The sequence below is a fragment of the Loktanella sp. S4079 genome, assembly GCF_000967725.1.
Classification (GTDB): domain Bacteria; phylum Pseudomonadota; class Alphaproteobacteria; order Rhodobacterales; family Rhodobacteraceae; genus Yoonia.
In genome coordinates, this window is sequence record NZ_JXYE01000002.1 from 499,476 (window position 1) to 512,577 (window position 13,102).

The 13,102-nt window shown below is 54.3% G+C and carries 14 protein-coding genes; 9 read left to right on the plus strand and 5 right to left on the minus strand.

From position 1 onward, the window contains the following. Nucleotides 1-16 precede the first annotated feature (16 nt). The 8 genes from argC (at nucleotide 17) to TW80_RS03655 (ending at nucleotide 6,179) form a co-directional block, all read left to right on the plus strand. Nucleotides 17-1,045 (plus strand): N-acetyl-gamma-glutamyl-phosphate reductase, encoded by a 1,029-nt coding sequence (gene argC, locus TW80_RS03620; RefSeq protein ID WP_045995963.1) that lies wholly within the window; start codon nucleotides 17-19, stop codon nucleotides 1,043-1,045. Beyond that, nucleotides 1,042-1,509 carry a cytochrome c maturation protein CcmE gene (gene ccmE / locus TW80_RS03625; protein ID WP_045995964.1) on the plus strand — a complete coding sequence of 156 codons (468 nt, stop codon included), beginning with the start codon at nucleotides 1,042-1,044 and terminating at the stop codon, nucleotides 1,507-1,509. Before argC ends, ccmE begins: the two co-directional genes overlap by 4 nt. A gap of 45 nt (nucleotides 1,510-1,554) precedes the next feature. Beyond that, nucleotides 1,555-2,166: a holin-associated N-acetylmuramidase gene (locus TW80_RS03630; RefSeq protein WP_045995965.1), complete on the plus strand. Its 612-nt coding sequence runs from the start codon at nucleotides 1,555-1,557 to the stop codon at nucleotides 2,164-2,166. After that, entirely contained in the window at nucleotides 2,157-2,651 is a 495-nt protein-coding gene (locus tag TW80_RS03635; protein ID WP_045995966.1) for a holin family protein, read from the plus strand. Before TW80_RS03630 ends, TW80_RS03635 begins: the two co-directional genes overlap by 10 nt. After that, the gene (locus TW80_RS03640) at nucleotides 2,644-2,847 is read left to right on the plus strand and encodes a hemolysin XhlA family protein (RefSeq protein ID WP_045995967.1); all 204 of its coding nucleotides are present in this window, start codon (nucleotides 2,644-2,646) and stop codon (nucleotides 2,845-2,847) included. The genes TW80_RS03635 and TW80_RS03640 overlap by 8 nt, the downstream gene beginning before the upstream one ends. A gap of 78 nt (nucleotides 2,848-2,925) precedes the next feature. After that, complete coding sequence (locus TW80_RS03645) at nucleotides 2,926-4,896, plus strand: heme lyase CcmF/NrfE family subunit (protein ID WP_045996993.1); 1,971 nt, start codon at nucleotides 2,926-2,928, stop codon at nucleotides 4,894-4,896. After that, on the plus strand, nucleotides 4,893-5,333 hold the full coding sequence (locus TW80_RS03650; protein WP_045995968.1) for a cytochrome c-type biogenesis protein: 441 nt from the start codon (nucleotides 4,893-4,895) through the stop codon (nucleotides 5,331-5,333). The genes TW80_RS03645 and TW80_RS03650 overlap by 4 nt, the downstream gene beginning before the upstream one ends. A 69-nt stretch (nucleotides 5,334-5,402) precedes the next feature. Beyond that, a complete protein-coding gene (locus TW80_RS03655) occupies nucleotides 5,403-6,179 on the plus strand; it encodes an enoyl-CoA hydratase-related protein (RefSeq protein ID WP_045995969.1) in 777 nt (258 codons plus the stop codon). On the opposite strand, the gene TW80_RS03660 is transcribed toward TW80_RS03655, so the two are convergent. From TW80_RS03660 to gltX, 4 genes are all read right to left on the minus strand, one after another. Continuing rightward, on the minus strand, nucleotides 6,164-6,673 hold the full coding sequence (locus tag TW80_RS03660) for a DUF2087 domain-containing protein (protein ID WP_045995970.1): 510 nt from the start codon (nucleotides 6,671-6,673) through the stop codon (nucleotides 6,164-6,166). The genes TW80_RS03655 and TW80_RS03660 overlap by 16 nt on opposite strands. A 157-nt stretch (nucleotides 6,674-6,830) precedes the next feature. Continuing rightward, nucleotides 6,831-7,349: a GNAT family N-acetyltransferase gene (locus tag TW80_RS03665; RefSeq protein WP_239450484.1), complete on the minus strand. Its 519-nt coding sequence runs from the start codon at nucleotides 7,347-7,349 to the stop codon at nucleotides 6,831-6,833. 49 nt (nucleotides 7,350-7,398) lie between these two features. Further along, nucleotides 7,399-8,694, minus strand: coding sequence for a citrate synthase (locus TW80_RS03670; protein ID WP_045995971.1), 1,296 nt, complete (start codon nucleotides 8,692-8,694; stop codon nucleotides 7,399-7,401). A 93-nt stretch (nucleotides 8,695-8,787) separates the two neighbouring features. Continuing rightward, entirely contained in the window at nucleotides 8,788-10,182 is a 1,395-nt protein-coding gene (gene gltX / locus TW80_RS03675) for a glutamate--tRNA ligase (RefSeq protein ID WP_045995972.1), read from the minus strand. 81 nt (nucleotides 10,183-10,263) lie between these two features. Between gltX and TW80_RS03680 the strand changes: the two genes are divergently transcribed. After that, nucleotides 10,264-12,354: a ComEC/Rec2 family competence protein gene (locus TW80_RS03680; protein WP_045995973.1), complete on the plus strand. Its 2,091-nt coding sequence runs from the start codon at nucleotides 10,264-10,266 to the stop codon at nucleotides 12,352-12,354. Here TW80_RS03680 and lexA read toward each other — a convergent pair. Next, nucleotides 12,348-13,034 (minus strand): transcriptional repressor LexA, encoded by a 687-nt coding sequence (gene lexA / locus TW80_RS03685; protein WP_045996995.1) that lies wholly within the window; start codon nucleotides 13,032-13,034, stop codon nucleotides 12,348-12,350. The two genes, TW80_RS03680 and lexA, sit on opposite strands and share 7 nt — an antisense overlap. Nucleotides 13,035-13,102 lie beyond the last annotated feature (68 nt).

The following is a 13,102-nucleotide window of genomic DNA, read 5'->3' on the forward strand; positions in this document are numbered from 1 at the left end:
CAAAGGGATAACCGCTATGACATATAACGTCGCCATTCTTGGCGCTTCTGGCTACACTGGCGCAGAGCTGGTTCGGCTAATCGCAACGCATCCAAGCCTGAAGATCGTGGGCCTATCCGGCAATTCCAAGGCTGGAATGGCCATGGCAGATGTGTTTCCGCACTTGCGCCATCTTGATCTGCCGGTTTTGACAACCATCGAGGACATGTCTTTTGACGGTGTGGATCTGGTATTTTGCGCGCTGCCCCATGCGACTTCGCAGGCTGTGATTTCGCAATTGCCACAACACCTTAAGATTGTTGATCTATCCGCAGATTTTCGTCTGCGCGATCCGGCGGCCTACGAGAAGTGGTATGGCAAGCCGCACGCAGCAGTCGAACTACAAAAAGAGGCTGTCTACGGTCTGACCGAGTTTTATCGTGAAGATATCAAGTCTGCGCGTCTGGTTGCGGGCACGGGCTGTAACGCGGCAACTGGGCAATATATTCTGCGCCCACTGATTGCGGCAGGCGTGATTGATCTGGACCAAATCGTCATGAACCTTATGGCGGCAGTTTCCGGGGCAGGGCGGAGTTTGAAAGAAAACCTGCTGCACGCCGAACTGTCTGAAGGGGCGCATGGCTACGCCGTAGGTGGCACGCATCGGCACTTGGGCGAGTTTGACCAAGAGTTTTCCGCCATTGCGGGACGGCCCGTGAACATTCAGTTTACGCCGCATCTGATCCCTGCGAACCGCGGGATTTTGGCCACGACCTATGTTCAGGGCGATCCGCAAGCGATCTATGACACGTTGGTGGATGCCTATAAAGACGAGCCATTTGTCGTGGTTCTCCCAATGGGACAGCACCCGTCAATTAAGCATATTCGTGCATCGAATTTCTGTCACATCGGTGTGGTCGCTGACCGCATTCCGGGGCGTGCGATTGTGATTGCTGCGCTCGACAACTTGACCAAAGGGTCCTCTGGCCAGGCGTTACAGAACGCAAACCTGATGCTCGGATTGCCCGAGACTGAAGGGCTGACAATGGCACCTGTGTTCCCATGAGCGGGCTCAAGAGCCTCAAGAAACGTCGCCGCATTCAAGTAATCGGCATCGCTGGCGCATGTGTGGCAGCGATTTTGACGGCATTGTGGTTCTTGCCTGATGACAGTTTTCAGTATTTCCGATCTCCTAGCGAAGTTGTCGCAACTCCGCCTGCACCCAACGAAAGATTCCGTCTTGGCGGTTTAGTTGAGCAAGGCACGCTTGTCCGCGGGCAAGGCCAGCAAATTACCTTTGCGGTGACCGATGGCGGCGCATCTATCGATGTGGTCTATGAAGGTATTTTGCCTGATCTATTTGACGAAGGTCAGGGTATGGTTGCACAGGGAAACTACGTCAATGGCAGGTTTGAAGCCATTGAAATTCTTGCAAAACACGATGAAACATACATGCCCAAAGAGGTGCTGGACGCTCTCAAAGAGCAGGGTACTTATGTTGCACCGGACGGTACGACTGTAACGAATTAACCTCTTTGGCACAGCCTAGATGTCAGCAAGACATGAGGGCTGTAAATGCAAAGTGTTACGGAAATCGCGACCGAAATCGTCAACCGCGAAGGCGGCTATGTGAACGACCCCGATGATCCGGGCGGGGCCACGAAATACGGTGTCACAGTCCATACATTGCGCAGGTTGGGAATGGACCTGACAGGCGACGATCAAATCGATGCGGCGGACGTGCGCGTGTTGACGCGGGCACATGCCGTTTCGATTTTTGTCGAACACTATTTTCGCGCGCCCAAGATCGACAAGCTCCCGGAGAGTATCCGCGCCTCGGTCTTTGATATGTATGTAAATGCCGGGCCGCAGGCGGTGCGGTTATTACAGCAGCTTTGCAATGACATGCGGATCGAGGTTTCGGTCGACGGTATTATTGGGCCACAGACGATTGCGGCTGCCGAAAAGGCTATCGCTGCCGCGCCAGAGCATTTGGTGGATGCCTATGGCATCGCGAGACGCAATTATTATTACGACCTAGCTGCCAGACGCCCAGCCAGCCGAAAATACGCGCGTCGCCGCGACGGTGGGAAGGGGGGGTGGATCAAGCGCGCCGAAGAATTCATCAGTCCGCGCTATCATCTGTCGGACACCCAACACCGTGAAAGGGTCGCGCAATGGGGCTGATTTCCGGACTTATGAATTTTCTATTTGGTGACGGCCGCAATGTTGTTGTCGAAACAGCCGAGGTGTTTCGCGAAAATGCTGAAAATCGCGCGGTACGTCAGGCGGATGCACATGCGCAAAGCCTGCAACAATTCGCGGCGGAATTTGCCTACCCACGAAGAGGTTTGTTTGATCGTGTGATTGATGGGCTTAATCGTTTGCCGCGTCCGTTTTTGGCGCTTGGTACGATTTGGCTTTTTGTGGCTGCGATACTGTGGCCTGCAGATTTTCGTCGCGGAATGGAGGGGCTGGCGCTCGTGCCCGATCCACTTTGGTGGCTCATGACTGCAATCGTGAGTTTCTATTTCGGAGCACGTCATCAAGCAAAGGGGCAAGAATTCCAGCGCGCGATTGCATCAGCGATGGCCGCCCAACGACAGGTCCAAACCCCGTCACCAAAATCTGACAACGCAGCGCTACAAGATTGGTATGAAACAAATGGATAAAGCTTGGTTTGAAGACGTCACCCGCCGCATTGCCAATCTAGAGATGCAAAATGCCGTTGATGAGGTGCATCATGAGAATGTCACTGACCGACTAAGTGCCATCGAAGATACGCTGAAATGGCTCGTGCGACTGATCATCGGGGGATTTGTTATGGGCGCACTAAGCTATGCCCTGCGCGGCGGTTTTCAGATTTAGGTGATCGCGTCAAAATGTACCGGCAATTAGACTTTGTGCCCATGTTGCCGGTGCATGATTTGGGTTATGACTGCGGTCATGATGACAGAACTTGGACATTTCGCGCTGATTCTGGCCTTTGGCATTGCCATTGTGCAGATGATAATTCCCATGATTGGGGCGCATCGTAATAATCCCGCCTACATGGCGGTGGCGAAGCCGGCCGCCATTACGCAATTCTTGTTGGTTGGCTTTTCCTTTTGCGCGCTGACATGGGCATTTGTGACCTCTGATTTTTCATTGCAGCTTGTCTATGCCAATTCGCATACGGACAAGCCGATGATTTATAAAATCAGCGGCGTCTGGGGCAATCATGAAGGGTCGATGTTGCTGTGGCAGTTGATCTTGACGCTGTTTGGGGCGAGCGCGGCTGTCTTTGGGGGAAACCTGCCTGATCGGTTGCGGGCAAGGGTCCTATCCGTACAGGCGTCCATCGCCGTGGCGTTCTTTGCCTTTATTCTGTTTACCTCGAACCCGTTTTTGCGTCTGGCTGTACCGCCACTGAATGGTCGCGATTTGAACCCGCTGCTCCAAGATCCCGGTCTCGCGTTTCACCCACCGTTCTTGTACCTCGGCTACGTTGGACTAAGCATGGCTTTCTCCTTTGCCATCGCTGCCTTGATCGAGGGTAAAGTCGATGCTGCGTGGGGGCGTTGGGTGCGTCCGTGGACATTGGCGGCATGGGTCTTTTTGACGCTCGGCATCGCTCTGGGATCTTGGTGGGCCTATTACGAACTGGGCTGGGGCGGTTTCTGGTTCTGGGACCCAGTCGAAAATGCTTCGTTTATGCCTTGGCTTATAGCCGCGGCCCTGCTGCATTCGGCAATTGTGGTCGAAAAACGTGAGGCCCTAAAAAGCTGGACCATTTTGCTTGCAATTCTTGCGTTTGGTTTCTCACTCTTGGGGACGTTCATCGTGCGCTCTGGCGTGCTGACATCGGTGCATGCCTTCGCCAATGATCCGACACGGGGTGTGCTGATCTTGATCATCCTCGCGATCTTCCTTGGCGGGGCGTTGACGCTCTTTGCGGTCCGCGCAGGCGCGATGGAAACCAAAGGTGTCTTTGGCGCGGTGAGCCGCGAGAGTGCGCTGGTGCTAAACAACGTGCTCTTGGCCGTCAGCTGTTTCGTGGTCTTTATTGGAACCATCTGGCCGCTCGTGGCAGAGATGTTTTTTGGCCGGACCCTATCGGTTGGTCCGCCGTTCTTTGAGGCAGCCTTTACCCCATTCATGGTGGTTCTCGCGATTGTGCTGCCCGTTGGATCAATCCTTGCGTGGAAACGTGGCAATCTAAGGCGCGCCGCAAAGCCGCTGTTGCCATGGGTTGGCTTGGCGATTGCTGCTGGGGCGCTGGCCTATGCGATGCAAACGGGGCGTTCCGCGTTGGGGCCAGTGGGTGTCGCTTTGGGCGTCTGGGTCATCGGCGGTGCGATTGCCGATCTATGGATGCGCAGCGTGCGTGGTTCATTCAAGCAACGGCTGGACCGGATACTCAGGTTGCCTCGCGCGGATTGGGGAAAATCCATCGCGCATATGGGCATGGGCGTCACTATCTTTGGCATCGCAGCTATGATGGCTTGGGAAATCGAAGATATCCGTGTCGTCGATGTGGGTGAGCGCTGGGACGTTGGGCAGTTCAGTTTCACCCTAGATGACGTGCGCCGGGTCGAAGGTCCAAATTATGTCACCACGATCGCGGATATGGGGGTTTGGCGGCGGTATCAGGAGCTTGGAACTCTGACCCCGGAAAAGAGATTTTATCCTGTCGCTAAAATGCCAACGACTGAGGCAGCGATCCGCAACGGATTTCTGCGCGACATCTATGTTGTGATCGGTGATCCGCAGGCTGATGGTGGGTATGCGGTGCGGGTTTATATCAAACCCTTTGCAAATTGGATTTGGGGCGGGGCGATTTTGATGGCGCTTGGCGGATTTATCTCGCTGTCTGATCGTCGGCTTCGGATCGGGGTTGCCTCTGCGCGCCCAGTGAAAATGGTCGCTGCAGAATGAAGCTGGTTACGTTCATATTTTGTATCTTTGCCGGTGCTGCTTGGGCTGTGGAACCGTCCGAGATGCTGGATGATCCAATATTAGAAGAACGCGCACGCGTGCTGTCCCAAGGGCTGCGGTGTCCGGTGTGCCAGAACGAAACGATTGACGAATCCAATGCTTCGCTTGCGCAAGAGTTGCGTATTGTCTTGCGAGAACGGTTGGTCGCAGGTGATAGCGACGAAGAAGCTGTGACCTATATGGTAAGCCGCTATGGCGAATATGTGCTGCTGCGGCCTGACGCGCGCGGGGCGAACTTGATCCTGTGGCTTGCCGCGCCTTTGATGTTGTTGCTTGCGCTTGTCATTGCTGCACAAACGATCAGGCGCAAGGGGCGTGGGGCAGCCCCTCTCAGCGACGAAGAAGAAAAAGAACTGAGCAAAATTCTGGACCAATGACGTGCCGTCGCGCTTTGCCTTTTTACCTGTTGCGTTAGTCTGCCTGCAACGCAGTGGGAGGTCGCACAGATGGGTTATCAAGCAATTAGCTATGAAATCAGGAACGGTGTCGCTTATGTGACGCTGAACCGTCCTGAACTAATGAACGCGCTGAATGCGCAAATGCGCCGCGAGATAACGCAGGCATTTCAGGACGCTCAGGAAAACGCACGTGCAGTCGTTATGACAGGTGCCGGTGTGTCATTCTGTTCTGGCCAAGATCTGGCAGATGCTTCGGCGCAAGGTAAATTGGACATGGAAGCCACGCTGCGGGACGAATATGTCCCGATGCTCAAGGCTATTTTCGATTGCAAAGTGCCAACCATATGCGCGGTTAATGGGCCGGCTGCGGGGGCGGGTGCCAACCTCGCGCTGGCAGCGGATGTGGTGATCGCATCAGAGGATGCGTATTTTGTGCAGGCATTTACGCGGATCGGGTTGATCCCTGACGCAGGCGGTACGTATTGGTTGCCTCGCCAAATTGGTGCCGCGCGTGCGATGGGTGCGGCACTCTTTGCTGATAAGATCAGCGCAACGCAGGCCCGCGATTGGGGCATGATCTATGAGACAGCGCCAGCTGAAACATTCGAGGCCCATGTGCAATCGCGTGCTGAACATTTGGCGCATGGACCAACGGTTGCTTATGCACAGCTCAAGACTGCGATGCGTGGGTCTTTGGAAAATACTTTGGACGAGCAGCTCGCCGTAGAGGCAAAGCTGCAGGCCATATGTGGCGAAACATATGATTTCAAAGAAGGCGTTGCAGCCTTCCTTGAAAAACGTGCTCCGCGTTACGAAGGGCGCTGAATGAATTTGATCAGCGCCTGTGCTTCTCGCGGTGGGCGCTGTTCGACCCTGTGATAGATACGCCCATCGACCGTCCGTCGAAGGAGCGTGTGATCGATCATCGAACGACGCAACAATGCGTGATCTCCAAAACTGTGTCGTTCCTTGAGGATTTCGTTAATTTGACTTTCGCACAAGGGCTGTTTGGGCGGGATTTCCGCCCATAGCACCCACAAGCACAGCCCCTGAACAGAGGTTTGTTTGGGCCAGCGGGTCATCATTCCATTCGCAAAAACCCGCTTTGCGCGCTCTAGCTTCCGATCTGACGAAACCTTTGGAACGGCAATAGTGTTGGATTTCAGATGCTGGTGGTTTTTGTAACCAGCGGCCTTGCTAACCATGTTCAGCATTCGTGCATGGCCGGGAATCTGCTCTTCTTGCAGCAACGCTTGGCGGAGTGATTTCGTAAATGCAGAGAGATCGGCAATCGCGATCTGTTGCGGTTGGCGTGACATGTCGCCCCCTTCAATCTATACCGGAACCCATCAGGGTTGGATGGTCGCCCTTACCGTCCGGCCGATGAAAAGCGCAGAGGTCAATGTTGCCAATATCAGGTTTAGCGTGATCCAGTCGGATCGGCGACGCCTTGGTGAACTGATGACCATCGCAAGGTTAGCGCGCCCAATCGCCGCGTGGCAAGGTAAAATACACGCTATCGGACCACTGGTTGTTAATACAAAACGTATTGCTCGCGCGATGGGTCTCAGTGAATCCGAGACCGCTCAGCATTCTAATCGAGCCGATGTTCAGCGGATCCGCCTCGGCCGTGAGGCGTTCGAGCGTAGTCGTTTCAAACAGATATGTGATCAACGCCGTCATGGCCTCTTGGATGTATCCTTGGCGCCAATGATCCGGATGCAAAATGAAACCAACCTCATCATCGCGGTGTTTGCCGACATTCCCGATATATTTGCCATCTAGAGTTAGCTGAAAATATGTGGGGTCAACCTGCCAAGAGGCAATGTAGCGATCGAGCAGGGCTTTTGTCTGAGCGCGATCCTGATGCGGTGGCGTTGACCAGTATTTCATCGCCCGTGGATCACGATACAACGCATACATGGCGTCTAGGTCGTCAGGTGTTGGTCCGCGTAAAACCAGACGCTCAGTTCTAATTTGAATGCCTTGGTCCAATTGCCGTCACCCCTGAAATGAAAAAGGCCACCCGAAGGTGGCCAATTCTTTAGCGGTTTTCGATGTCCACGTAATCGCGGGCTGTCTCGCCCAGATACAGCTGACGTGGGCGACCGATACGCAATTGTGGATCAGCAAGCTGTTCTTTCCACTGGGAAATCCAGCCCACAGTACGCGCCAGCGCAAAGATCGGCGTGAACATGGATGTTGGGAAACCCATCGCTTCGAGGATGATGCCCGAGTAGAAATCGACGTTCGGGAACAGTTTCTTTTCAGCGAAATATGGATCAGCCAGCGCTTGTTTTTCGAGCTCGACGGCGACCTGCAACAGTGGGTTATCTTCGACGCCCAGCAGTTCCAGAACTTCGTCAGCAGACTGTTTCATCACAGTCGCACGCGGATCAAAGTTTTTGTAAACGCGGTGACCAAAGCCCATCAGGCGGTAGCTGTCGTTCTTATCTTTTGCACGTGCGATGAACTCTGGAATACGGTCAACAGTACCGATTTCCTTGAGCATTTCGAGGCATGCTTGGTTCGCACCGCCGTGGGCGGGGCCCCAAAGGCAAGCAATACCAGCAGCAATACATGCGAATGGGTTCGCACCGGAAGAAGACGCCAGACGTACAGTTGATGTCGATGCGTTTTGCTCGTGATCTGCGTGCAGCGTAAAGATGCGGTCCATCGCGCGCGCCAGAATTGGGTTCACGTGATATTCTTCGGCTGGAACCGAGAAACACATGTGCAAGAAGTTCGACGCGTAATCCAGATCGTTACGTGGGTAAACGAATGGCTGACCAATCGAGTATTTATACGCCATCGCAGCGATTGTTGGCATTTTCGCGATCAAACGAATCGAAGCAACTTCGCGCTGGTGTGCGTCGTTGATATCCGTTGAATCGTGGTAGAATGCGGACATTGCACCAACGACACCAACCATGGTCGCCATTGGATGCGCATCACGGCGGAAACCACGGAAGAAGTTGTGCATCTGCTCGTGGATCATCGTGTGGTTAGTGACCAGACGCTCAAACTTTTCAAGCTGCGCCGCGGATGGCAGTTCACCATAAAGCAGCAGGTAGCAAACCTCGAGGTAGTGGGATTGGCTCGCCAATTGATCAATTGGGTAGCCACGGTGCAGCAGTTCGCCTTTCTCGCCGTCGATAAAGGTGATCGTGCTGTCACAAGCCGAAGTCGAAGTGAAACCAGGGTCGTAGGTAAACACGTCTGCCTGCGCATAAAGCTTGCGGATGTCGATTACATCGGGGCCGGCAGTCGGGGAGTGGATGGGCAATTCATATGTTTCGCCCTTTATGGTTAATTTCGCGGTGTCTGTATTTTCAGCCATATTTCTTCCCCTAATTCGCGCACACAACTATTGTCGCCGGCGCATCTTTGTTCGTCGGTGTTCCAGGTAACTGCCAATCGTAACGAATTGGTTTCAGCCGCTGGCGTCTTGAAGCCGGGCAATTGTTTCCTCTTGCCCCAAGACCAACATCATATCGAACACACTTGGTGAAACTGCACGTCCTGCCAGCGCTGCACGCAGCGGCCCAGCAAGTTTGCCAAGTTTCGTATCATGAGCTTCGGCAACTGACGCGACAATCTCTTCTAAGGTGTCACGCGTCCAGCTAGCATTTTGCAACTGCGGCGTCAATTCCGACAGTATACCACGGGATACATCATTTAGTTGCGCCTGCGCCTTTTCGTCTGGCTGCAAGGGCCGTGACGCAAGAGAAAACTCTGCCTTTTCAATGAGGTCCGGAATGGTCTTCGCGCGTTCTTTCAGGCAGTACATCGCGCGCAGCAAACGATCAGATTGTTCGTCCGATAGCGCGGTTTGCCCTGTGCATGCGAGAAAATCATGCACTTCCTGCAGCAGCGCAGCATCGTCAGTCACGGCAATGTGTTGGCCACAGATGTTCGCGAGCTTTTTGAAATCAAATCGCGCTGGCGATTTGCCAATCCCATCAAGATCAAACCATTCCTTTGCTTGCGCGTCGGAAAAGAATTCATCGTCCCCATGGCTCCAGCCGAGCCGTGCGAGATAGTTTCGCATCCCTGCCGCAGGGTAACCCATCTGCTGGTATTCGGCAGCGCCGGTTGCACCGTGACGTTTAGATAGCTTTTTGCCATCGGGCCCGTAGATCAACGGAATATGCGCCAACACTGGTTTGTCCCAACCCATTGCCTCGTAGATCAGGTTTTGGCGGAACGCATTCGCAAGGTGATCATCACCGCGAATAACATGCGTGACCCCCATATCGTGATCATCAACCACAACAGCGAGCATATAAACGGGCGTGCCGTCGGAACGCAGCAGGATCATGTCGTCCAACTGGTCATTCGACCAGGTGACATCGCCTTGGACCTTGTCATGCAGCGTCGTTTTTCCGGAGCGCGGGGCCTTGATCCGCACTACATAAGGCAGGTCGGGGTGCACTGATTCCGGGGCGTCACGCCAAGGAGACTGGAACAAAGTAGACCGCTTTTCCACACGTGCGGTTTCGCGAAAATTCTCGATTTCTTCTTGTGTGCTAAAGCACTTGTACGCATGCCCGTTGGCAAGCAACTCCAAGGCAACCGCCACATGACGCTCAGCATTTGCGGCTTGGCTGGTGGGTTCATCGTCCCAATCGAGACCAAGCCAAGTCAAACCATCAAGGATCGCTTGTTTGTTCTCATCGGTGGATCGGGCCTTGTCCGTGTCTTCGATGCGCAAGAGGAATTTACCGCCACGGCCACGCGCATAAAGCCAGTTAAACAATGCTGTGCGGGCACCGCCAATGTGCAGCGCACCAGTGGGTGACGGGGCAAAACGAGTGACGACTGACATGGAGAATTAACCTTTCGCTAACCAGCTTTCGGGTAGTGTCCCGATTAAGTCGGAGATACGAAACTGCGGAATAAAGAACAAGTGCGGACGGCCTTTCTCCTTGCTTTGCTTGCGCAACGCGGCGGGTTGATTGGATGGGTTCCTGTCTGCCTTGGCATTGGGATTGGCGGATATTTCGCGCTGCCGTCAGAGCCGCAAATGATCACAATAGCCTTTGGCGTAGTGGTCGCCGCTTTGTTGTGCTGGGGATCACGTTGGGTCAATCCTGCCATTGCGCCGTTGTGCATTGGCGTCGCCCTGATCCTCGCGGGATCAACAATCGCGACGATGCGCAGCGCGTTCGTCGCCGAGCCCGTGCTTGGATTTCGGTATTACGGGCCGATACAGGGCAGGGTCGTCAGTGTTGATAGATCGGCCAGCGATGCCCCGCGGATCACGATGGATCAGGTCGTGCTGTCTCGGATGTCACCGGGGCGTACGCCGTCGCGCATAAGAATATCTATTCACGGTGAACAGGTCATCCAGCATTTCCATCCCGGTGAGACCGTGATCATGACAGGGCATCTATCGCCACCGGCTGGCCCAGCAGAGCCGGGCGGCTTCGACTTTCAACGCCATGCGTGGTTCATGAAATTGGGCGCGGTCGGATACACGAGAACACCCGTGTTGCGTCTCGAGGAACCCGAGATCAATTCTCTATCGATGCGTGTTTTTGCAATCCGCATGGGGCTATCGCGCTTTGTACAAAACGCGATTCCCGGCGAGGCGGGCGCATTTGCTGCGGCGATTGTGACGGGTGACCGCTCTGCCATGCGCCAAGAAACTCTGGCTAATCTACGGGCGACAAATCTTGCGCATTTGTTGGCGATTTCCGGGTTGCATATGGGATTACTGACAGGATTCATTTTTGGGGTTGTGCGCTACGGTCTCGCGCTTTGTGGAGGGTTCGCGCTGCGCTACCCCACGAAAAAGATCGCAGCGGTCTGTGCAATGGTCGTTGGCGCGGGCTATCTTGCGTTGTCGGGTGGGAATGTCGCAACTGAACGTGCGTTTATCATGGTCGCTGTCATGTTGGTCGCGGTGATCTTGGATCGTCGCGCGCTCACGATCCGGGCTGTGGCATTAGCGGCTATTATCGTGCTTTTGCTGCGGCCAGAGGCAATCACTGGGCCGGGATTTCAAATGTCATTTGCCGCGACAACGGCATTGGTTGCAGTGTTAGGGTTATTGCGTGGCGTTGATTTGTCGGGCTGGCCGAAATGGCTGCGTGCCATGCTCTCAGTCGTTTTGTCATCTGCAGTTGCGGGTTTTGCCACCGCGCCCTTTGCTGCCGCACATTTCAATCAAATCGCCCATTTCGGTTTGATCGCGAATTTGCTGAGCGTCCCGCTGATGGGGGTGTTGGTCATGCCAGCTGCGGTCTTGGCGCTGTGCCTTGCCCCAGTTGGGCTATCGGCCATTGGTTTTTCGGTCATGGCCGTTGGTTTGCGATGGATTTTGTTTGTTGCCGATTCCGTTGCTGATTGGGACGGCGCGGTTGGGCGTGTTGTGGCGCCGAATTCATGGGTGCTGCCGATCTTAGCGATTACTCTGCTTTGGCTGGTGTTGTGGCAGGGCAGGGCCCGATGGCTTGGGGTTCTGGGTGTTGGTGCTGCCTTTGTGTTATGGGCACATTCAGAACGACCACATGTTCTTATTGCTGACAATGGGGCATTGGTGGGGGTGATGACGCCAAATGGCCGCGCCCTGTCAAAGCCAACGGGGAGTGGATTTATCGCGGGGATTTGGCTGGAAAACGACGGCGACCTTATTTCGCAAGAGGATGCTGCATCGCGCGCTGGATATACGCGAGAAGGGCGCAGCGTTCGCGTTCGGATCGGCGATTGGCAGATATTGCAAGTCTCTGGGAAAACGGCGCTTGCTGATTTGGATGGCTGCGACGGAGCGGATGTCTTGGTCAGTAACCAAGAGGATCTAATTGATCGCCCATGCGAGGTTTTCGACCTTAGGCGCTTACGTCAGACAGGTGCGCTGGCCTTGGATATAGGCCCGGATCAAGAGCTAATTGTCACCCCAGCCAACGCCAAATCCGGTCAGCGTCCATGGAATAACGCGGATGATGCCATCTATGAAGACATCATCCTGCAGCGTAAGACCTTTGAAAATCAGTAGGTTCGAATAAGCCCGACCAGCTTACCCTGCACCTTAACCTGATCATCGCGGAATACACGTGTTTCATAGGCTGGGTTCGCAGCCTCAAGGGCAATTGCGCTACCATTCCGGCGGAACTTTTTGAGCGTCGCTTCGTGGCCTTCGACCAAGGCAACAACAATATCACCATTGTCCGCAACCGTCGTTTCGCGGATCACGACAACATCACCGTCGTTGATGCCTGCTTCGATCATCGAATCGCCTTTGACCTCGAGCGCGTAGTGATCGCCAGATCCAATCATGGATTGCGGTACAGAAACGTTATGCGACACTTGATTGATGGCCTCAATCGGCACACCAGCAGCGATACGGCCCATCAAAGGCAGTTCAACCGCACCGTTGTCGATCGGCAATGCTGCTGCGGGGGTGCTATCGGGTTTGTCCCCGTCAATCACGCGCGGGGTAAATCCAGTTTTGCCCTGCATGGCCTCTGGCAATTTTACAATCTCAAGTGCACGGGCACGATGAGCCAACCGCCGAATAAAACCTCGCTCTTCCAATGCGGTGATGAGCCTGTGAATGCCGGACTTTGATCGTAGATCCAGCGCCTCTTTCATTTCATCAAAGCTTGGGGAAACCCCATCTTGTTGAACACGCTTGTGGATGAACTCTAGCAAATCGAGTTGTTTTTTCGTCAGCATCACAGATTCCCCTAGCAGGTTTTGCATATGTTCTATGCATGTTCCTGTTTTGTGTCAACTCTGGCGTG

What these genes read in the sequence shown, in the direction of transcription:
- TW80_RS03650 (WP_045995968.1), top strand. Translation starts at nt 4,893, where the DNA reads ATGAAGCTGGTTACGTTCATATTTTGTATCTTTGCCGGTGCTGCTTGG.
- lexA (WP_045996995.1), bottom strand. Translation starts at nt 13,034, where the DNA reads ATGCTGACGAAAAAACAACTCGATTTGCTAGAGTTCATCCACAAGCGT.
- TW80_RS03670 (WP_045995971.1), bottom strand. Translation starts at nt 8,694, where the DNA reads ATGGCTGAAAATACAGACACCGCGAAATTAACCATAAAGGGCGAAACA.
- argC (WP_045995963.1), top strand. Translation starts at nt 17, where the DNA reads ATGACATATAACGTCGCCATTCTTGGCGCTTCTGGCTACACTGGCGCA.
- gltX (WP_045995972.1), bottom strand. Translation starts at nt 10,182, where the DNA reads ATGTCAGTCGTCACTCGTTTTGCCCCGTCACCCACTGGTGCGCTGCAC.
- TW80_RS03655 (WP_045995969.1), top strand. Translation starts at nt 5,403, where the DNA reads ATGGGTTATCAAGCAATTAGCTATGAAATCAGGAACGGTGTCGCTTAT.
- ccmE (WP_045995964.1), top strand. Translation starts at nt 1,042, where the DNA reads ATGAGCGGGCTCAAGAGCCTCAAGAAACGTCGCCGCATTCAAGTAATC.
- TW80_RS03640 (WP_045995967.1), top strand. Translation starts at nt 2,644, where the DNA reads ATGGATAAAGCTTGGTTTGAAGACGTCACCCGCCGCATTGCCAATCTA.
- TW80_RS03660 (WP_045995970.1), bottom strand. Translation starts at nt 6,673, where the DNA reads ATGTCACGCCAACCGCAACAGATCGCGATTGCCGATCTCTCTGCATTT.
- TW80_RS03635 (WP_045995966.1), top strand. Translation starts at nt 2,157, where the DNA reads ATGGGGCTGATTTCCGGACTTATGAATTTTCTATTTGGTGACGGCCGC.
- TW80_RS03645 (WP_045996993.1), top strand. Translation starts at nt 2,926, where the DNA reads ATGATGACAGAACTTGGACATTTCGCGCTGATTCTGGCCTTTGGCATT.
- TW80_RS03630 (WP_045995965.1), top strand. Translation starts at nt 1,555, where the DNA reads ATGCAAAGTGTTACGGAAATCGCGACCGAAATCGTCAACCGCGAAGGC.